This is a genomic window from Chryseobacterium gambrini (assembly GCF_900156825.1).
GTDB lineage: Bacteria > Bacteroidota > Bacteroidia > Flavobacteriales > Weeksellaceae > Chryseobacterium > Chryseobacterium gambrini.
Genome location: NZ_FTOV01000004.1, coordinates 163,556 through 184,106, shown reverse-complemented (window position 1 = coordinate 184,106; position 20,551 = coordinate 163,556). Strand labels below are relative to the sequence as shown.

Below are 20,551 nucleotides of genomic sequence, written 5' to 3'. Positions count from 1 at the left end.
ATTCCGTTTCACTTCATTCAGAATGACAACAGAATTCATTATTAATGGAACCCAAAAAAATACTCATCATCACCTATTACTGGCCACCGGCGGGAGGTCCCGGTGTGCAGAGATGGCTGAAATTTGCAAAATATTTACCAGAATTCGGATGGAAACCTGTGATTTATACACCGGAAAATCCGAGTTATCCTTTGCTGGATGAAAGTTTGATGAAAGATGTTCCGAAAGATTTAGACATTGTAAAAACAAAAATCTGGGAACCTTATCAACTGGCTGAAAAGCTGAACAAAAGCAACAAAAAATTTAAAGCGGGACAGTTTGATGTCGGGAAAAATCAAAGCTGGAAATCTAAGCTTTCGATTTGGGTGAGAGGCAATTTTTTCATTCCCGATGCGAGAGTTTTCTGGGTAAAACCTTCCGTAAAATTTCTGGAACAATATTTAAAAGAGAATCAGATTGAGGTTGTGGTAACTTCGGGACCGCCCCATTCTTTACATTTAATTGGTTTGAATTTAAAAAAGAAACTTCCCAACCTGAAATGGATTGCCGATTTCCGTGATCCGTGGACAGAAATCTCTTATTACAAACACCTAAAACTGACCAAAAGTTCCGATCAAAAGCACCGTCAACTGGAAAGCGAAGTGTTCAGAAATGCAGACATTACCTTAGCAACAAGCTACACTGATGCTGAAAATTTCCGTAAAAACGGAGCTAATGCACTTTGCATTACGAATGGTTTTGACGAGTCAGACTCAAACAATCAAACGCTTAAATTCTCCGACACTCAAACAAAATTCACATTAAGTTACATCGGAGTTCTGGAACAATTGAGAAACCCTGAAAATCTCTGGAAAGCTCTGAATGATCTGGTTACAGAAAATGCTGAATTTGCTGAAAAATTTACCTTGAAGTTTGCAGGAAGAATTGATGATAAAATTCTGAATTCAATAGAACATTCAAACCTGAAAAATCATATTCTGAATTTAGGATATCTTTCCCACGACAAGGCGATTGAAGAAATGCAGACTTCGGAAATACTGCTCATCACCAACTTTCCGAACGATTCTTCCAAAGGAATAATTCCCGGAAAAATATTTGAATATCTGGCAACAGGAAAACAAATTATTTCTTTTGGTCCTAAAGATACGGATGTTTCGAAAATTTTAAATGAAACACAAGCCGGAAAACATTTCAGTTATGATGATTCCGGGAAAATTAAAGAGTTTATTTTAGAAAAATTTGAACTTTGGAAAGACGGAAATCTTTCAGAAAACACTCAGAATATTGAGCAGTTTTCAAGAAAAAATTTAACTAAAAAACTGGCGGAAATTTTATAATCACGAAGATTTTACATATTAACGTACTGTATTGACATCACATTATGTTAGTATTAGAGATATCACCCTGAGATTGTCGAAGGGTCTCTGCCGGAATAAGTTATTAACAATTCAGTTACTTACAAAACAACTATTTATGAGATTCTTCCTTCATAAGAATGACATAGGATCGTTGAACTTCTTTATGAATGAAAATACATTTAACAATGATACATTGTTTAAATATTACACTGAGCATTCGCAACATTGCAATTTTTTAAATTTATTCTAAATCGTCCACTGATCGTTAACAACACCAATCAGATAATATTTTCCCTGAAATTCTTCAAAAATCAGACGAAGGCATTTCCAGTCCATTCCGGAGTTGGCTTCTGAGCCTTTCATGAAATTTTCCGTAAAATCTGCATTTGGATAAATTTCCTTTACATTATTCAAAGAATTTCCTTTTCCCTGAAACTCATTTAAAGAAACCTGCGCGGTCGCAAAATCTTTGGAGTACACCCAGTCTGCTAAATAATCATGGATAGTCGCTCTGTACAGATCTCCGGAACCGTCCATTGTTCCCCAAGTAAAAAGTGTTCTGGTAGGTTGATATCTGATAAAATCTGCTTTTGAAAATTTTTTGTCTTCTTTTGGATTCACGAAAGCGTACATCGAAAAACGGACTCCTTTTTCAGGGTGAATAAATTCCGCAAACTTCTTAAAGTTTTTATCCTTTAAAGCCTGTATAATGTCCTCATTGATCTTTTTTAAAGCCTGATCTTTGGTAATTTTCGTTCTACTACTGATTGAACTATCCGTAATGGTTTTGCCTTTAGCATTAACCTCATCATTAACGAATTTTTCAGGGTTCTTCTTACACGCAACCGCAGATAAAGCCAGCAAGGAAATGATTATTTTTTTCATGTTTATAATGTCTGATTATCATTTACCAAAATAAATGCCATGCTTTTAGAATCGTTTTGAAAGTTTACTGTTGAAGGAATTTCATATTTTTCGAATAGATGGTCATTATGAAAAGAATAGTTTTTTGCTTTTACTGAGAAAGCCTTTGTTGATGGGTTTTCCTTACATTTGTTGTATGGAAATTTTAGATATTCTTATCATCGGAGGCGGACCGATCGGGCTGAATTGTGCACTGGAAGCGCAGAAAAACAATCTTTCTTATCGGGTTATCGAAAAAGGAACCATCGTTAATTCTCTGTACAATTATCCTTTGTATATGCGGTTTTTCTCGACTGCCGAAAAACTGGAAATCGCCGAAATTCCTTTTATTTCAACGGCTCCAAAACCGGGAAGACAGGAAGCGCTGGAATATTATCAGGGAATTACAAGACAGCGGAATATAAACATCAATTTATATGAAAAGGTAGAAAAAGTTTCCAAAGAGAATGAAATTTTCACCATTGAAACTTCGAAAGGAAAATATTCAGCGAAAAACGTCATTATTTCAACGGGATTCTATGATATTCCGAATCTGATGAATATTCCCGGAGAAGATTTATCCAAAGTAAGACATTATTATACAGAACCTTATCCTTACGCAAAACAGAAAATCGTTGTGGTAGGTTCGAGCAATTCGGCGGTCGATGCTGCTTTGGAAACTTACAGAAAAGGCGCGGAAGTCACCATGATTATCCGACATTCCGAGATTTCAAAAAGTGTAAAATACTGGGTGAAACCGGATATTGAAAACAGAATTGCGGAAGGAAGTATTGCAGCTCATTTCAATGCCGAATTGATGGAAATTAAACAACATTCCGTTGTTTTTAAAGATGAAAAAGGTGAATTGCAGGAAATTGAAAATGATTTTGTTCTTGCAATGACGGGCTATCTTCCAGATTTTGATTTTTTAAAAAATTCCGGAATCGAATTGCAGGGCGATTGTCTGAACCCACTTTATCATCCTGAAACCATGGAAACCAATGTTCCGAATCTGTATTTGGCGGGAGTGGTTTGCGGAGGAAAAGATACGCACCTTTGGTTTATTGAAAATTCGAGAATTCATGCGGAAATGATTGTGAAAAACATACTTTCGGAATAATGTCATTGCTAGGAACAACGTGACGAAGCAATCTTTATCTATTTTTATCGTTTATCTTTAATTAATCATATATTTAGTTTTAGACAAGCTCAGTATAAACTTTTCACTCAGTAAAGAATCCAAAGTTTTTTTAATGATTAAAAATTGCGGACAACAAGATGAGATTGCTTCGTCACGTTGTTCCTAGCAATGACATTAAAAATCAACCTTCATTCCCAATACAAAATTTCTTTTGGCAGCCGGATTGTAATAACGGTTTCCGAATGCATTAATATCGAAGCCTAAAACATACTCTTCATTATATAGGTTTTGAATCTGAAGATATACATTGACTCTCGTTTTTTCAAAATGTACAGGAAATCTGAACTGAATATTCCCAACCAAACTTGGTTCTGACCAGACAGAATTGGCATCATTTAAAGGGATTTTTGAGGTGTAAAAATGGGAATAATCTACCGAAAGTTTTCTGAAAAACGTAAAATTCAGCAAACTGTTGATTGTTGTTTTGGGAACTCCGGTGATTTCATTTCCTGAAAAATCATTTCCGTTCTGCTGATAATTTTTAAATGTAAAATCGTAAAAGCTTCCCGAAAACCTGAATCTGAAATGGTTTAAAAAGTTGTTTTTGAGATTGAAATTCTTCGACTCCATTAAAATTTCAACCCCTTTTTGAACGGTTTCTCCGGAATTGACGAAGTATTCCTGTCCTGCTTCGTTCTGCCTTCTCACAATTGCATCTTTCATCCGGAAATCAAAATAATTTCCTTCCACAAAAATATAGTTGCCGAATTGTTTTCGAATCCCGATTTCCTTGTTCCAGCCGAATTCGGGTTTTAAATCTGTATTAAACTGCTGATTCGAAGAGCGGATTTCTTCATTCGTTGGTGCAGAATTCCCCTTCCCTATTTTTCCGCGCACAGAAAAACCTTTTCCCAAAAGATAGGTGAAACCAAAATTGGGCAGCCATTGGTTTTTAAAATGAACTTTTCCTTCTTCATTTCGGGGATATATCCGGTTCCAGTCGTAAGAATTTGAATTTAAACTGATGGAAAGATCGGTGAATAATTTTTCGCTGACATTCAGTTTTTGAGAAAAAAAGAAAAATACTGAAGTATTTTTAATCTGATCAAAATTCTGTGGGTTTCCTTCTGTTCCTCTGTTATTATCGTAATTTCTGACCAAAATATCATTGATCCCACCTTCAAATCCCAATCGGTAGGCTAATGAAACAGTATTCCAGTTTTTTTCGTAATTGAGATGCGTTCTTAGTGCAAAATTCTTTTCAAAACGGTTTTCATAATTGGTGATAAACGGATTTTCAAAATCGACATATGAACCCTGAATTAAAATAAAATGGGAGAAATCCGGACTGAAGTTATAATCATTTGAAACTCCTGCCAAAATCATTTTATTGCGGATTCCGGCATCCTGTTCTTTTGCACCCGGAACTGTTTTGGTTGCTGGTCTTGCCTGTTTCCGGTTGATCTGCATCTGTTCTAAAGTAAGTCCTCCCGGAGTCTGATAATCGAGATCAGCGTATAAAATCATCGCTTTCAATAATCCATTTTCTGAATATTGGAAATGGTCTTTTACAAAAATCTGCTTTCGCTGAACTTTCGACTGTTCCCGATAAGAATCGGTCTGATAATAGTTCTGAAAAACCTGAAAAAAGTGTTTCCCAATGTGTTTGGAAAGATCAAAACTCTGGTTAAAGGTTCCATAACTTCCAATTGCCAGATTTGCAGAAATCTGATCTGATTTTCTGGTCTGAAGCAAAACAGTTCCGCCCGTTACGGCGCCGTAATCTCCGCTTTCAGGACCTTTATATATTTCCATCCGGTTGATGAGTTCAGGAGAAACAACATTAAAATAAGTATTTCCCGAAGCATCGGACAGGATGAAATCGTCGAGATAAACTTTCACATTCCGAACACCAAAAGGGGATCGCAAAGTACTTCCGCGAAGAGAAATCCTGTAGCTTCCGGGAGAACGTTCTTCCATTCTGGCTCCTGCAATCTGATTGATGGATTCGAGCATTCTTTCGGGTGTATTCTGGTTAAGCAGATTTTCTGAAACTACAGCAACCGATTTTGTGGACGAAATAAAAGTTGTGGGTTTCTTGTAGGCATCGATTCTGACTTCTGAAATCAGTGCTGCAGAATCTCTTTCTTGAGAAAACAGCAGGGAAACGGAACATAATGAGAATAGAAAGCAGAGTTTTGTCATCGAATGAAAGGAAGCAAAAACTGTACTTTTCTGTGTGGAAAATATAAATTCGCAGAAGATTTGTTTAAAATAATGTGAGTTGGGCTTCAGACGAAATTGATGATGCGTTTTGGCTAAAGCCAAATTTGTTTCTTACTCCGTTACAATAAAAAGTCCGTCAACATTTTCTGTGACGGACTGAAATTTCTATGAACTACTTCCTTCGCGTGAGGGATGCGGCGGGCGGCGACGAAGACGCCAGTGCGAGTGAGGAACGAACGAGTACGGAAGCGAAGCGAACCCCAAAGCAGCCCGACCCGAATTTTATGGGGAAACCTCATAGGTTTTAAAAACCTATGAGGCTTAGCTCTGGAATGAGGGACACGCCCAAAATATTTAAGATTCTACGTGTTTTCTGTCACCAATCATCCAGGGAACAATGTAATAAAATGCAATGGCAATGATTGTGGCTAAAACTCCGGTTCCGATCCATAATATGGTAAATCCGAACCTTTCGGCAATAAATGTTCCTAAAGTAGGCGTTACGATAAAAGCGATGGAGAATGAAATTCCGTTCAAGCCCATGTAAGCTCCTTTGTTGTTTTTTCCGGAGCGTAATGCTGTGATGGTTGACATAAACGGCAAAGCCCAGATTTCTCCTACGCAGAGAAGGCTCATGGATATCACTAAAGTCAGGATACTGTGATCGAAACCAAGCATGGCATAAGCAAATCCGCAGATGAAGGTTCCCAAAAGCATGGTTACGGAAAGGCTGAAATATTTTTCGGCAACCTGTACCAATCCCATTTCGAGTAAAACGACTAAAAAGCCGCTGTATCCCAAAATATATCCTATACTTTGCTGACTTAGATGCGCCGTGTCTTTGTAAAAAATAGTCAGCGTACTGAACAACTGGAAGAAGCAGATTGAAAAAAGCATACAGAAGAAACAGTAAACCAGAAATTTACCATCGCGGTAAGGGGAATTTTCTTTTTTAATTTCTATGGCTTCCTGTACTTTTCGGGCTTTTAATTTTGCCAGAATGTTTCGTTTTCTGAAAAAGACGATATATAAAATTCCCGCCACCAAAGCTGTAAAAGCATTGCTGAAAAATAAAAATTCGTAGGAAATTGCCGATAAAATACCGCCCAAAGCAGGACCGATGGAAAAGCCTAAATTAATTGCCATCCGGTTTAAGGAAAATGCTCTGGTTATGTTTTCGGGTTTCGCATATTTTGTAATGGCAACCGAATTTGCTGGACGGAAGGAATCGCTTACAATGCTTTGCAGCAAAATAATGGTCGCCACTCCTATTTCTGTCTTAAATAGAGGAATCATACAAAATAAAGGCACACTGAGCAATAAGCTGAGATACTGAACTCTGTATTCTCCGATTCTGTCTGTAATAAATCCGCCCAGCCAAGAACCAATTACCGAACCGATTCCGAAAAAGCTGAGTACAATTCCTGTATTTTCGATACTGAATTTCAGATGATCGGTCATGTAAACTCCCAGAAAAGGAAGTACCATGGAACCTGCCCGATTGATGAGCATGACCAAAGCAAGCATCCAGCTTTCTTTGGAAAGCCCTTTGAATGAGTTGGTATATAAGTGTATAAGTTTCACAATTTTTAATTTTAATTACTGTTTTTAAACACGAATGACACAAATGCTTTTCACGGATAACCTTATTTTTTGGTTATCGTTTTTGTTTCGTTAGGGTTAAAAACAAAAAACAGGGCTTAAAAATTAAGCCCTGTTTTATTTATATGCATAATAAATTTTTACTCCGGCTTATAAGAGTCTTTTAACGTCACAGTTCTGTTGAATACAAAGTTTGTATCCGTAGAATCCTGATCTTTCGTGAAATAGCCAATTCTCTGGAATTGAAGAGGTTCTCCAACTGCCACATCTTTTAAGCTTGGTTCAGCAAATCCCTGAATGGTAGTTACAGAATCCGGATTGATAAAGTTTAGGAAATCGACATCTTTCTCTGCATCTGGCTGTTCCACAGTGAATAATTTGTCGTAATTTCTTACTTCCACAGGAATTGCGTGTTTCGCAGACACCCAATGAATGGTTCCTTTTACTTTTCTTAAGCTTTCTTCTGTTCCGCTTCCTGACTTGGATTTTTCGTCGTAGGTTGCGTAAATGGTCGTAATGTTTCCGTTTTCATCCTTCTCTACTCTTTCACCTTTAATGATGTAAGCAGATTTCAGACGAACTTCTCCGCCTAACTTTAGTCTGAAGAATTTGTTGTTTGCTTCTTCCTTAAAGTCTTCACGCTCAATATATAATTCTCTGGAAAACGGAATTTCTCTTGTTCCTGCATTTTCCTGTTCAGGATTGTTTTCTGTTTCCAGCCATTCTTCTTTTCCTTCCGGATAGTTTTCAATGACTAATTTGACAGGATCCACAACCGTCATTACACGTTTTGCGACTTTATTCAGGTCTTCGCGAACGCAGAATTCCAGTAACTGAAGCTCAATAAGATTTTCTCTTTTGGCAACACCTACTTTTTCAATAAAATTTCTGATGGAAGCAGGGGTAAAACCTTTTCTTCTCATTCCGGAAATGGTAGGCATTCTCGGATCATCCCAACCGTTTACTACATTTTCGGCAATCAGCCTCTGTAGTTTTCTTTTGGAAGTAATCATGTAAGAAACGTTCATTCTCGCAAATTCTCTCTGCTTGTTTTTCACTTTTCCTTCTTCGTACACCTGATCTAAGTACCAGTTGTACAAAGGTCTGTGGTTTTCAAACTCTAAAGAACACAGCGAGTGAGAAATTTGTTCAATATAATCGGATTCACCATGCGCCCAGTCGTACATCGGATAAATTTTCCAATCGGTTCCTGTCCTGTGGTGAGGTTTGTTCAGAATTCTGTACATCACAGGATCACGCATGTTCATATTCGGAGAAGTCATGTCGATTTTTGCACGAAGAGACATAGAACCACTTTCGAATTCGCCGTTTTTCATCCTTTCGAATAAATCCAGAGATTCTTCAACAGGGCGGTTTCTGTATGGAGATTCCACACCCGGCTCTGCAGGATTTTTTCTCTGTTCGGTAATCACTTCAGAAGGCTGCTCATCTACGTAAGCCTTTCCTTCTTTTATTAACTGAACTGCCCAATCGTAAAGCTGCTGGAAGTAATCGGAGGCGTACAAAACTTTATCCCATTTGAAACCTAGCCATTCAACGTCTTTCATAATAGAATCTACAAATTCCTGTTCTTCTTTTTCAGGGTTCGTATCGTCGAAACGAAGGTTTACGGGAGCATTGTATTTTTCACCCAAACCGAAGTTGATGCAGATCGCTTTTGTGTGACCTACATGCAGATAACCGTTTGGTTCAGGCGGAAAACGGAAACGGAGCTGATCTTTTCCCAGACCGTTTGCCAAATCATCTTCGATAATTTGCTCAATAAAATTGAGTGATTTTTTTTCTTCTTCCATTAAAATTCGCTTTTAAATGCCGTATAACACGACAATTTGCAAATTTATGAAATTTTGAGGGTTTATGGAAATAATAATGCAAAAGAGTAATTATCAATTAATAATTCTTTCAGGTGCTTTTTATCAGCAGATGTAAATATCAGGATTGAAATAACATTAAAACTCTCTATAAATTAACCAATTAAAAGAAAATTATACCTGCATGAAATTAAAAAAGTAGAGAAAAAATTTACAAACACCTATTAGACAACAATTTATAGTTAATTTAAGAAAAATGTTAAAAAAATAAAAAATATGCATTGACTTTTGGCATAAAGATTGTAAATTTATTACCACAAAAATATTAACATTTTATATTATGAAAAAGGTTAAAAGTAAGTTTTCTTTCATTTTAGAATATATTAAGAAAGCGATTTTTGTAAAAGATATCATTTAATCGCTATTTATTAATATTATAAACACCAAGATTATACGACTGAAAACTACAAATTAAAAATCTCAAAACAATTTTCACAGAAACACACAGAGTTCATCCGGACTTTGCAAATCTTTTATATTCTTTTTTCACTTATATTAATTCACTTTAATGTGTGTTAATGTAAGTTAAAGTTGTAGGATATCCCAAAAAAGAAATTCATATTTACATTACAAAACCAAAAAAAAATGTTTCTATGAAAAATCTAAAAAAACTTAAGAAGAGTGATTTAAAAACAATCAAAGGAGGTATTGTTCCCATCGGTTGTCTTAACTGGAATCCTAAATTAAGATGCTGCAGAACATGGGATGAAGAACATTACAACAATCCTGTTTGTGAAATCTAATTTTTAAACCACAGTAATTCTCCTTTCAGATCCAGATTTGAATCGAAATTATTAACAAATAAAGCTCCGGTTCCCAATCCTTGCGGCATCGGGCTTTTTTTTGTGAAAGTATACTGAGCAATCGCATTCAGACCAATATTGCTTTCCAGAGCAGATGTAATCCACCATCCGACATTGCGTTCTTCAGCCAGAGAAATCCATTCATCAGAACCTGAGAAACCTCCTACCAAAGCGGGTTTTAAAATGATATACTGAGGATTTACGGTTTCTAGTAATTTTCTTTTTTCATTAAAATCTGTAATCCCGATCAGCTCTTCATCCAAAGCAATCGGAGTAGGCGTTTCAAGACATAATTCTGCCATATCGTTCCAGTTTCCTGCTTTTATAGGCTGCTCGATGGAATGAATGTGTAAATCGGCTAATTGCTGCAAAACGACTTTTGCTTCTTCTTTATTAAAACCTCCGTTCGCATCCACGCGAAGCTCAAGCCTGTCTTTTGAGAACTTCTGTCTCAGTTTCTGAAGAATCTCATGCTCGGATTTCCAGTCGACTCCTATTTTCAGCTTGATGCAGTGAAAACCTTTTTCCAGCTTATCCTGAATCTGCTCTTCCATATAATTAATATCGCCCATCCAGATCAGACCATTAATGACGATCGGAGTCTTTCCTTCTGTAAAATCACTTGGGAAATACAGGTTTTCACCATTTTTTAAATTCAGAACAGCCTGTTCATAACCAAACCAAATGGAAGGAAATTCTTTCAGTTCTTCTTTTAAAAACTCAGTTTCCTGCTGAATATTTTCACAAAGCCATTTTAATTTACCTTCATAATCCGGTCTGTCGTCAAAACTTAATCCTCTGAAAATCGCGCACTCCCCTATTCCTTTTTTTCCATTTTCTGAAATTTCGAGAATAAAGGTCTCTTTTTCAAGCAAAACGCCGCGAGATGTTCCACTCGGGCGTTTGAATTCTAATAAATATCTTGAATATTCTGCTTTCATTATTTTACACTGTCTATTCGCATAAATTCTTCCGCTTTCTCCACCATATCGATACTTCCGCAGAAAAACGGAATTCTCTGATGCAGTTCTGTCGGTTCAATTTCAAGGATTCTTCTGAAGCCGTCTGTTGCTTTTCCTCCTGCCTGTTCTGCAAGGAAAGCCATCGGATTACACTCGTACAGCAATCTCAGTTTTCCGTTCGGAGCCTGTGAATATGAAGGATAGATATAAATTCCGCCTTTCAGCATATTTCTGTGAAAATCTGCTACCAACGAACCGATATATCTTGAAGTATACGGTCTGTCTCCTTCTTCCATCTGGCAATATTTAAGATAATTTTTTACGCCCTGAGGAAATTTGATATAGTTTCCTTCGTTAATGGAATAAATTTTCCCTGTTTTTGGGAAAGTCATATTCGGATGAGACAGATAATAGGTTCCCAGAGAAGGATCTAATGTAAATCCGTTCACTCCGTTTCCTGTTGTATACACGATCATTGTGGAAGATCCATAGATAACATATCCTGCCGCGATCTGGTTAACTCCTTTCTGTAAAAAGTCTTCCAACTGAACCGGAGTTCCGGGCTCCGTAACTCTTCTGTAGATTGAGAAAATAGTTCCTACCGAAACATTTACATCAATATTTGAAGAACCGTCAAGAGGATCAATCAGCACCACATATTTGCTTAAATGTCCGTTTTCGCCACATTTAATATCGATGAAATCGTCGTTTTCTTCGGAAGCGATTCCACAGACAACCTCTCTCTGAGACAAAGCGGTAATAAAAATTTCATTGGCAATTACATCAAGCTTCTGCTGCTCTTCTCCCTGTACATTCTGGTTTCCTGCAGCGCCTGCGATGTCTACAATTCCTGCTTTATTTACTTCTCTGTTTACTACTTTTGAAGCAAGTCTTATTGCACTCAAGAGACGGGAAAACTCTCCCGTGGAATACTGAAAATCATCCTGTCTATCAATAAGAAATTCTCCTAAAGTCTGTAATGGTTGCTCTGACATATTTTGCTTTTTACGTTTTCTCCAAATTTCGTAAAATTTATTACAATTTAAAAGAATAATTAATAAAAGACCTTAGTTGCTGTCTATCAATTAAATACAATCAAACACATTGATCTTAAAAAATCTTTATCCTAAAATACGCCTCCCGTTTTATTGAAGCAATCGGAATAATTTCTCCTAATTGATAATTTTAATAAAATCTTAAGCCTGCAGCGATATTCTACTCTTTCATATCTCGTTGTAAATGTATAATTTTGTCACCCGTAAAATATTCCCACAAATTTTATCTAACAATTTTATTATTAACAATTTAATGAAAATTTTCAAGTTTGGTGGAGCATCGGTAAAGGATGCCGAAAGTGTAAAAAATGTAGCCATGGTTTTAAAAAGCCAGGGATTTGCCAAATGTCTGCTGGTAATTTCTGCGATGGGCAAAACGACAAATGAGTTGGAAAAGGTTGTAGAACTTTATTTCAAGAAGGATAACTATCAAACTGAAATTGAAAAGATAAAACGAAAACACATTGAGATCGCGGAAGGATTATTTCCCGAAAATCATGCGGTGTTTGCGGAAATCAATTTATTTTTTGATGATATTGATTCTTTTTTAAGAAGAAACAAATCTCCGAACTACGATTTTGTTTACGATCAGGTGGTAAGCTGCGGAGAAATGATTTCTACGAAAATTGTGAGCGAATATTTGAATGAAATTCAGTTTACCAATCAGTGGCTAGATGCAAGAGATTATGTAAAGACAGACAATTCTTACAGAGAAGGTGTGGTAGACTGGGCAAAGACGGAAGAATTTATTTCCAATTTAAATAAAGAAATCTGCTACGTTACTCAGGGATTCATCGGTTCGGATAATAACAATTTTACAGTAACATTAGGAAGAGAAGGCTCTGATTATTCTGCCGCGATTTTTGCGTATTGCTTAAATGCAGAGGCTATGACAATCTGGAAAGACGTTCCGGGCGTAATGACGGGAGATCCGAGAAAATTCAAAGATGTAACGTTGCTTTCTAATATTTCTTATGAAGAGGCAATTGAAATGGCGTATTACGGAGCAAGTGTAATTCACCCGAAAACATTACAGCCGCTACAGCAGAAAAACATTCCTTTTTACGTAAAATCTTTTGTAGATCCTACAAAGGAAGGAACAAAAGTAGGTGCTTCGGAAAAAAACCAAAGCGAAGAATCTTATATTTTAAAGGAAAACCAGACTTTGCTGAAAATCTCCACAAGAGACTTTTCATTTATCGCAGAAGACCATATGAGTCTTATTTTCGGATATTTATCCAAGTACAAAATTAAGGTATCCCTGATGCAGAATTCTGCAATTTCATTGGCTTTATGTCTTGAAGATAAATTCAATACCGTAGATGAATTAAATGAAGAACTTCAAAAAGTATTTAAAACAGAAGTTATAAAAAATGTATCTTTATTTACCGTAAGAAATGCGAAAATAGAGAACATAGATAAATTTTACCAGGAAAAAAGTGTATTATTGGAGCAGATTGCGAAAAATACGCTTCAAATGGTAACACAATAAAAACTAATTGCGACTAAACACAATATGAGTTTAATTTCGAAAAACGATCTGATAAAGGCTTCCGGCTTAAGTAAAATAGGATTTTTAAAGAATCCTGTAGCATCTGCTGTGATGAGCATTGCTAAAATAAACGAAGTAAATAAATTATACGACAAACTAAAAGACAAGGAAGGCAAAGACTTTTTCGACTCATTTGTAAGAGAGCGCAACTTAAGCTATATCGCTTTTGAAGAAGATCTGGCAAAAATTCCGAAAACAGGACCGTTTATTCTGGTATCCAATCATCCGCTTGGCGCGATTGACGGAATTTTAATGTGCAAAGTTCTGTCAGAAGTACGTCCGGATTTTAAGGTGATGGGAAATTTCCTTCTGGAAAAGATCAAGCCGATGGAGCCGTACGTAATTGCGGTAAACCCTTTTGAAGGCAGAAAAGAAGCATATAGCAGCTCTTCAGGAATGCGGGAAACGTTAAAGCACCTGCAAAATGGAGGCTGTGTAGGAATTTTCCCTGCAGGAGAAGTTTCCAATAAGAACAATCCTTACGGTGAAATTCTGGATAAAGAATGGGAAAAACCGGCATTAAAGCTCATCAGAATGGCAAAAGTGCCGGTCGTTCCTATGTATTTTCATGCAAAAAACAGCAGGATCTTTTATCAGGTGGCGAAAATTCATCCTAATTTGCAGACCTTGATGCTTCCGGCAGAAATGATGAACGACAGGGAAAAACCGATCAGAATAAGAATCGGAAAACCTATTACCGTTAAGGCGATGGACGATATGGAAAACATCGAGGAACTGGGAGAATTTCTGAAACGTAAGGTTTATATGATGAAATCTTACTACGAAAAGAGAAAATCTTTGGCGCAAAGTATCAATCTTAAAAATCTTTCGGTAAAATTCCCTTTACTAAGAGAAGAAAATATCGTTCAGAATATCATCGACGAAACTCCGAAAGAAGATATTTTAAAAGACATTAATAAACTGAAAGGCACGGATAAAATGTTTTTCAGCAACGGAAATTACGAAGTTTATTTTACCACTTACGAAGAAATCCCTTCTATTATGCGGGAAATCGGGAGACAGCGTGAGCTTACCTTCCGTGCAGTGGGGGAAGGAAGTAATCTGCCGTTCGACCTTGATGAATACGACAAACATTATCATCATCTTTTTCTTTGGGACAGTGCCGCTGAAAAACTTGTAGGAGCTTACAGAATGGCTTTGGGTAAAGAAGTGATGAAGAAATCCGGCATCAAAGGTTTTTACACAAGTTCTTTATTTGAATTCGAGCAGGACATTCATCCTTTTTTCAAAAAAGTGATTGAAATGGGTCGTGCATACATCTGTCAGGAATACCAGCAGAAGCCGCTTCCGCTTTTCCTTTTATGGAGAGGAATTGTGCATGTCTGCTTACGAAATCCGGATCATAAATTTTTAATGGGCGGCGTAAGTATTTCCAATAAGTTTTCAGAGTTTTCAAAATCTCTGATGATCGAGTTTATGCGTTCGAATTATTATGATTCTGCAGTAGCACAGTATATTACTCCAAGAAACGAATACAAAGTAAAGCTTCGCGACAGGGACAAGCATCTGTTTTTTGAAGAAATGGAATCTGATCTTAATAAGCTGGATAAAATCATCGATGATCTGGAACCGGAGCTGAGACTGCCTGTTTTAATTAAAAAATACATTAAACAGAACGCGAAAGTTATCGCTTTTAACGTAGATCCCAACTTCAATGATGCCATCGATGGACTGATGTATATCCGAATAAGTGATCTTCCGGAAAGCACGATTAAGCCTGTATTAGAGGAAATGAGCGAACAGATAAGACGCGAACAGGAAAATAATTCGGTTGAAAATCAGTAGGTTTTTAAGTTTTGTTAAAAAAAGTCTTGTTAATACTTGCTTCATATACTAAAACTTACTACTTTTGCATCACTTTAAAACAACGAAGTAACAAGAATGGTTTCTTAGCTCAGTTGGTAGAGCAATGGATTGAAAATCCATGTGTCCCTGGTTCGATTCCTGGAGAAACCACTTAAAAAACCACCTGTAAAAAGGTGGTTTTATTTTCAAAGTTTTAGATAAAATTTGCCAAGGTTAATAATTATTATTACTTTTGCACCACTTCAAAAAAGAAGCAAAAATTAAATGGTTTCTTAGCTCAGTTGGTAGAGCAATGGATTGAAAATCCATGTGTCCCTGGTTCGATTCCTGGAGAAACCACTTAAAGTCATCTCATTTGGGATGACTTTTTTTTGTTTATACTTATTTGTAGTCATTTTTATAATCTATCTCAATAGGATTATTTTGCTCACGAATCATTTTTTGTGTTTTTTTTGTCAATTCATTCAAGTCTAGTGCCTTTTTTCCACCATGTCCGTCACTGGTATAAACAGGTAACATATTTCTTAATTTAAGGTCAGCATAAGGATCATTGTAATATTGCATCATTAATTTTTTGAAATGAGAAAAATCCATATCCAAACCTTTTTTTCGTAGAAATAAATTCCCAGAAGTATTTTTGATAGCGACAAGTATAAAGTCGTAATCCCTATCACTATCAGTTGCTCTTACAATAAGTCCCGGAAGTCCGTTAAAAATGTAGGGACCATCCGTAATCGGAATTTCAGTCGTGAACCATACAATCCATTTTCTTCCTCCATAATCTGTTACAGCTTTCTGAACATCAAATCCTCCTATCTTATCCCTGTCGGATTCTATTTTCCAGATTATTTTATTTTCTATTTTTACATCGTAATAATCATTAAACCGTGTCCGATAGTTTCTTTTAACATCTTTATTCTTTAAATCTTTTGTTACGTATATCTGCCTTTCAATATTTTGATCAGCTCCTATTCCGAATCTTGATACGTTTAATAATGAATCAGATCTTTTCTCTTTTTCGGTTCTAAATACGGATATGTTATCATTAAAATCCAAAATCATATTAATAGAAGCAAGACTATCATTATGGGATCCAAAGCGATATTTCAACTCATAAACAAATGATGTTTTTTGTGCAGAATAGAATCCTATAAAGCATATTAAAAAAATAAAATTAACTTTTTTCATAATAAAAAGAGCTACACCTGAAAGATGTGTCTCATGTCATTTTAGTAAATAATTAAATTGTCACACATCTTAAACATTGACTATCGTTTGATCTTCCACTCACTGTCAGAACGATACATATCTGTGCAGTCTGCACCCCCTCCATTTCCAGAATATCTTTAAGATTTTCATAATAGATTATTTCAACAAAATTATGTCTTTTATCTTTCTCTCCAGCTTTTGTCATTGATCCGTTTTTTCTTTTCAATTAAAAAATTCTTTTTCGTTTGTAGATTTAAATAAGCACTTCGTAGATTTTATTATTATTTTTAAAAGAAAAACTTGAATTTTATCTGTTTTTATTTTAAAATAATTTAGAATCTTGAAACTGACTCAGAAAAACAAATATCATATCTTCTTTTGGCTTGCCTATTATCTCTTTGAGATTAATGCATCATTCGTGTATATACATGAAAGTTTTAAACAATTTTCATGGCAAAAAACACTCTATCTGTCTGTAATCTCAGAATTCACTTTTCTTTTTGCAGAAATACCGGCAGCATATTTAGTTTTGACAATTATAGACGGTAAAATACAAATTCTCAGAAATAAAGCATTCTGGATTTTTGCTGTAATTATAATTGTAACATTTTCAGTAGTTGTTTTTAGGATAATATCCCATGATCTCATATTTCCTTACTATTATTCTGTTCCGGAAGACATCGCAAGATTTTCATTAGGCGGAATCTTTGTTGCAGCCATGAATATTGTTTTTGCCATCGCCATCATGTTGGGCTTTGAAAAATTTATTCAGCAAAATGAAACGCAAAAAAGACTGATGGAAATTTCAAAAGAAAAAACGGATACCGAACTAAAGCTGCTTAAAACACAAATAAATCCGCATTTTCTTTTCAATACGCTTAATAATATTTACGGACTCTCTCTGAAAAAATCAGACGAAACTCCAACAATTATTTTGAAACTGGCTAAAATAATGCGTTACAACATTTTTGATTCTGCTAAAAACAAAGTATATCTTCAGCAGGAATTAGAGAACATTCAGGACTTTATAGATATACAGAAAATAAGGCACAAACAGGTTAAAGTAGAGTTTAACCTTTCCGTTGATGATGAATTACAGGAAATTTCCCCTTTAATTCTTCTGCAATTTGTTGAAAATGCCTTTAAACACGGTGCTTCGGAAAGCAGATTCAACTCTTTTATCACCATTAATCTTGAACTTAAAAATAAAGTTCTGATTTATAGTATTGAAAACTCTAAAGAAGAACATCCTGAAAAAGAAAGTACAAAAATTGGTTTAAAAAATATTAAAAGACAACTGGATTTGTTATATCCAAAACATAGTCTGGAAATTAATGACTGCAACAACCTGTATTCGGTTAGTTTGAAAATATTATTATTATTTGATTAAAATGATTCCTGAAGTGAAATATAATTGTCTGATTATAGAAGATGAGCCCATTGCTATGGAAATCATGGAGCATTTCATTTCTCAAAACAAAGAATTTCATGTGGTAGGAAAATGTTCGGATGCCATCTATGCCAACAGTCTGCTTAACACCCATAAAATAGATCTTATATTCTTAGATTTACATCTTCCGGTACTCAAAGGATTTGAATTTTTAAAAAAAATCAAGAATCCTCCTCTTGTTATTGTCACAACCGCTTTTCATGAATATGCTTTGGAAGGATATGAACTGAATATTGTAGATTATCTTTTAAAACCCATTTCCTACAGCAGATTTCTGGATGCACTAGGAAAATTTAAACATCTGATGAATGCAGAAAAAGCCATTCTGGAAATGGAAAACAGGGATTTTATTTTTATCAATATCGCAAAGAGAAAAATAAAAATTGTACTGCAGGATATCTTCTATGTTGAAAGTATCCGAGAATACATAAAGATCCATACAAAACAGGAAATCTATACTGTAAAAATACCCATCAGTAAATTTGAGGAAAGCCTGGACAGAAATAATTTCATCCGAATTCATAAATCCTATATTGTTTCAAGGTCAAAAATTGAAGTCATCTGCGCCAATGAAATTGTGGTCAATGGGAAAAAATTACCCATTGAAAGAACTTACAAATCATTTATCCCCGATAAATAATCCTTTATTCTATCATTTCTGGGGTTTAGAAATCGCAAAAACATCTTCCCTCCGTTCTTTCGTTTTTCCAAAATGTTATTGATATACAGTAAGCTGCTTTTTGTAGAATAAAATGTAAAATCTGTTTGGGGATCTGTAATATTGATATCAGATTATTCAACATAGAAAAAACTAAAGCGACTTAAAATATTAATAACTAAAATCTTAAAAATTATTATGAAGAAAGCAATTAAAAACCTTAAAAATCTGCGCCCTTTGAAAGTGAAAGAACTGAAAAAAATCCATGGCGGAGCTACAAAAGACTATGACAAATGCTGTTATAAAGGAGAAAACCCACCTTATGATCCTTTTTCAGGATGTGAAGCCTATTACATTTGTGATTAAAAGTAAGACATCTTTATTAACCAAAATTTCTAAACAATAACAATCTTAAAAATTAACTTATTATGAAAAATCAAAAATTAAAAAACGGAAAAATTCTTAACAGAAATGAATTAAAAGCGACTGTTGGTGCGGTTTCTAGTTTTCCACGCTGGTGTTGCGAATATGAAACAATAAAAAATGTAAAAGTATGTGTTGTATGGTCTACATGGGAGAGACAATGTCCATAATCCAACTATAAGTTAGATAAAGGATGAATAAAATTAGAGATTGTTGGAATACAGCAATCTCTTTTTTTATAATATAATTAGCATACAATTTTATCGATATACAGCCAAAATATACTATATTCGCCAACAAATTCTAATTGGAAATGAAGAAGATTATCTCCGGTTTATTGTTATTTTCCGCCATTACGGCATTTGCTCAGGAAGCCATTAAATTTGAAGAACTGCCTTTTAAAGACCTTATTGCAAAGGCAAAAAAAGAAAAAAAGATTGTCTTTCTGGATGCCTATGCTTCATGGTGCGGTCCCTGCAAAATGATGGAAAGAAATGTTTTTACACAGAAATCGGTCGGAGATTATTTCAATGCAAATTTTGTGAACGCAAGATTTGATATGGAAAAAGGTGAAGGAAGAGATATTGCGGTAAAATACGGAGTACGCTCCTATCCTACTTATCTTTTTCTGAATGGCAACGGAGAGCTTGTTTCCCAGAATTTCGGATATATGGAAGGAAGTATGTTTCTGACGATGGCGCAGGATGTAAATTCTCCTAACAACAAAAAAGGTTCGCTGAAAGAACGTTTTGCGAAGGGTGAAAAAGATCCCGATTTTCTGATCAATATTATGAAACTCAATTCTTCTTCGGATTTTAATTTTGCCAAACAGGCATCTGAAAGATATTTTGAAAATAAAAAAGCTACTGAAGAATTCTCAAAAGACGACGTTGGACTGCTGCTGTTTTTCTTAAAATCTACTGAAGACAAAAATTACAAAGTTTTTACAGACCGAAAAGCTGAAATCATCAAATTTTTACCGGAAGAAACGTATAAAGAATTTGACAATCAGATCAAGCTTGGCAAAATTGTGGAGCAGTCTATCGATCAGCAGAATAAAAAAATCAATGATGATTACTTCATGAAAAATGCAGAACCTCTTGTAGGAAAGCACGATGCAGAAGTGAAACTCAACCAGATGAAACTTGGCTATTATGAGCAAAATTCGAATTTTCCGGAATACGAGAAAGCAGCTTTAGCCTATTACAGAAATTCAGAAGCGTTTGAACCTAATGAATTATTAAAAGCAGCATGGGTATTTGCGGAACACGTAAAAACCCCATCATCCCTGAAAAAAGCGGCGGAGTGGGCTGAAAAATCTGTGATGAGAGGCGAAAGTTCCGAAAACACATATATTCTTGCGAAACTTTATTTTCTAACCGGAAATAAAGAAATGGCAAAAACATACGCAGAAATGTCTAAAAATATGGCAACACAGGCTCAGAAAGATTCTACTTTAGCCGATGAGCTACTAAAACAAATAAAATAAA

17 protein-coding genes and 2 tRNA genes are annotated in these 20,551 nt (G+C 35.4%); 12 read left to right on the top strand and 7 right to left on the bottom strand.

Annotated elements, in window-relative coordinates; genetic code table 11:
• Positions 1-44 precede the first annotated feature (44 nt).
• The gene (locus BW951_RS09895) at positions 45-1,337 is read left to right on the top strand and encodes a glycosyltransferase family protein (protein WP_076392288.1); all 1,293 of its coding nucleotides are present in this window, start codon (positions 45-47) and stop codon (positions 1,335-1,337) included.
• A 267-nt stretch (positions 1,338-1,604) separates the two neighbouring features.
• Here the strand turns inward: BW951_RS09895 and BW951_RS09890 are convergent, their stop codons facing one another.
• The gene (locus BW951_RS09890; protein ID WP_076392286.1) at positions 1,605-2,243 is read right to left on the bottom strand and encodes a hypothetical protein; all 639 of its coding nucleotides are present in this window, start codon (positions 2,241-2,243) and stop codon (positions 1,605-1,607) included.
• A gap of 175 nt (positions 2,244-2,418) precedes the next feature.
• Between BW951_RS09890 and BW951_RS09885 the strand changes: the two genes are divergently transcribed.
• Positions 2,419-3,381 carry a YpdA family putative bacillithiol disulfide reductase gene (locus BW951_RS09885; protein WP_076392284.1) on the top strand — a complete coding sequence of 321 codons (963 nt, stop codon included), beginning with the start codon at positions 2,419-2,421 and terminating at the stop codon, positions 3,379-3,381.
• Positions 3,382-3,576: 195 nt separating this feature from the next.
• Here BW951_RS09885 and BW951_RS09880 read toward each other — a convergent pair whose 3' ends face one another.
• The 3 genes from BW951_RS09880 to BW951_RS09870 form a co-directional block, all read right to left on the bottom strand.
• Positions 3,577-5,607, bottom strand: coding sequence for a TonB-dependent receptor (locus BW951_RS09880; RefSeq protein WP_076392282.1), 2,031 nt, complete (start codon positions 5,605-5,607; stop codon positions 3,577-3,579).
• A gap of 375 nt (positions 5,608-5,982) precedes the next feature.
• Positions 5,983-7,215 (bottom strand): MFS transporter, encoded by a 1,233-nt coding sequence (locus tag BW951_RS09875; RefSeq protein ID WP_076392280.1) that lies wholly within the window; start codon positions 7,213-7,215, stop codon positions 5,983-5,985.
• Between the two features lie 155 nt (positions 7,216-7,370).
• A complete protein-coding gene (locus BW951_RS09870) occupies positions 7,371-9,044 on the bottom strand; it encodes a glutamine--tRNA ligase/YqeY domain fusion protein (protein WP_076392278.1) in 1,674 nt (557 codons plus the stop codon).
• Positions 9,045-9,715: 671 nt separating this feature from the next.
• Here BW951_RS09870 and BW951_RS22735 point away from each other — a divergent pair.
• Positions 9,716-9,865 carry a bacteriocin-like protein gene (locus BW951_RS22735; RefSeq protein WP_157967241.1) on the top strand — a complete coding sequence of 50 codons (150 nt, stop codon included), beginning with the start codon at positions 9,716-9,718 and terminating at the stop codon, positions 9,863-9,865.
• Here BW951_RS22735 and BW951_RS09865 read toward each other — a convergent pair.
• Both BW951_RS09865 and fbp read right to left on the bottom strand, forming a co-directional pair.
• Positions 9,862-10,866: an o-succinylbenzoate synthase gene (locus BW951_RS09865; RefSeq protein WP_076392276.1), complete on the bottom strand. Its 1,005-nt coding sequence runs from the start codon at positions 10,864-10,866 to the stop codon at positions 9,862-9,864. The two genes, BW951_RS22735 and BW951_RS09865, sit on opposite strands and share 4 nt — an antisense overlap.
• Positions 10,866-11,882 carry a class 1 fructose-bisphosphatase gene (gene fbp / locus BW951_RS09860; RefSeq protein ID WP_076392274.1) on the bottom strand — a complete coding sequence of 339 codons (1,017 nt, stop codon included), beginning with the start codon at positions 11,880-11,882 and terminating at the stop codon, positions 10,866-10,868. Before fbp ends, BW951_RS09865 begins: the two co-directional genes overlap by 1 nt.
• 313 nt (positions 11,883-12,195) lie before the next feature.
• Here fbp and BW951_RS09855 point away from each other — a divergent pair, with 313 nt between their 5' ends.
• From BW951_RS09855 to BW951_RS09840, 4 genes are all read left to right on the top strand, one after another.
• Positions 12,196-13,434, top strand: a complete 1,239-nt coding sequence (locus BW951_RS09855; RefSeq protein WP_076392272.1) for an aspartate kinase — start codon at positions 12,196-12,198, stop codon at positions 13,432-13,434.
• 24 nt (positions 13,435-13,458) lie between these two features.
• Entirely contained in the window at positions 13,459-15,300 is a 1,842-nt protein-coding gene (locus BW951_RS09850) for a lysophospholipid acyltransferase family protein (protein ID WP_076392270.1), read from the top strand.
• 98 nt (positions 15,301-15,398) lie between these two features.
• Positions 15,399-15,471 (top strand) — tRNA-Phe (locus BW951_RS09845).
• Positions 15,472-15,587: 116 nt separating this feature from the next.
• Positions 15,588-15,660 (top strand) — tRNA-Phe (locus BW951_RS09840).
• A 42-nt stretch (positions 15,661-15,702) separates the two neighbouring features.
• On the opposite strand, the gene BW951_RS09835 is transcribed toward BW951_RS09840, so the two are convergent.
• Positions 15,703-16,509 (bottom strand): GLPGLI family protein, encoded by an 807-nt coding sequence (locus BW951_RS09835; protein WP_076392268.1) that lies wholly within the window; start codon positions 16,507-16,509, stop codon positions 15,703-15,705.
• A 361-nt stretch (positions 16,510-16,870) separates the two neighbouring features.
• Between BW951_RS09835 and BW951_RS09830 the strand changes: the two genes are divergently transcribed.
• The 5 genes from BW951_RS09830 to BW951_RS09820 all read left to right on the top strand — a co-directional run bounded on the left by BW951_RS09830 (position 16,871) and on the right by BW951_RS09820 (position 20,550).
• Complete coding sequence (locus BW951_RS09830) at positions 16,871-17,920, top strand: sensor histidine kinase (RefSeq protein WP_084196406.1); 1,050 nt, start codon at positions 16,871-16,873, stop codon at positions 17,918-17,920.
• A 13-nt stretch (positions 17,921-17,933) separates the two neighbouring features.
• Positions 17,934-18,620, top strand: a complete 687-nt coding sequence (locus BW951_RS09825; RefSeq protein WP_228427534.1) for a LytR/AlgR family response regulator transcription factor — start codon at positions 17,934-17,936, stop codon at positions 18,618-18,620.
• Between the two features lie 216 nt (positions 18,621-18,836).
• Entirely contained in the window at positions 18,837-19,004 is a 168-nt protein-coding gene (locus BW951_RS22730; protein WP_175608806.1) for a hypothetical protein, read from the top strand.
• Positions 19,005-19,066: 62 nt separating this feature from the next.
• Complete coding sequence (locus BW951_RS22725) at positions 19,067-19,231, top strand: hypothetical protein (RefSeq protein WP_175608805.1); 165 nt, start codon at positions 19,067-19,069, stop codon at positions 19,229-19,231.
• Positions 19,232-19,374: 143 nt separating this feature from the next.
• On the top strand, positions 19,375-20,550 hold the full coding sequence (locus BW951_RS09820) for a thioredoxin family protein (RefSeq protein ID WP_076392264.1): 1,176 nt from the start codon (positions 19,375-19,377) through the stop codon (positions 20,548-20,550).
• Position 20,551: the final 1 nt, after the last annotated feature.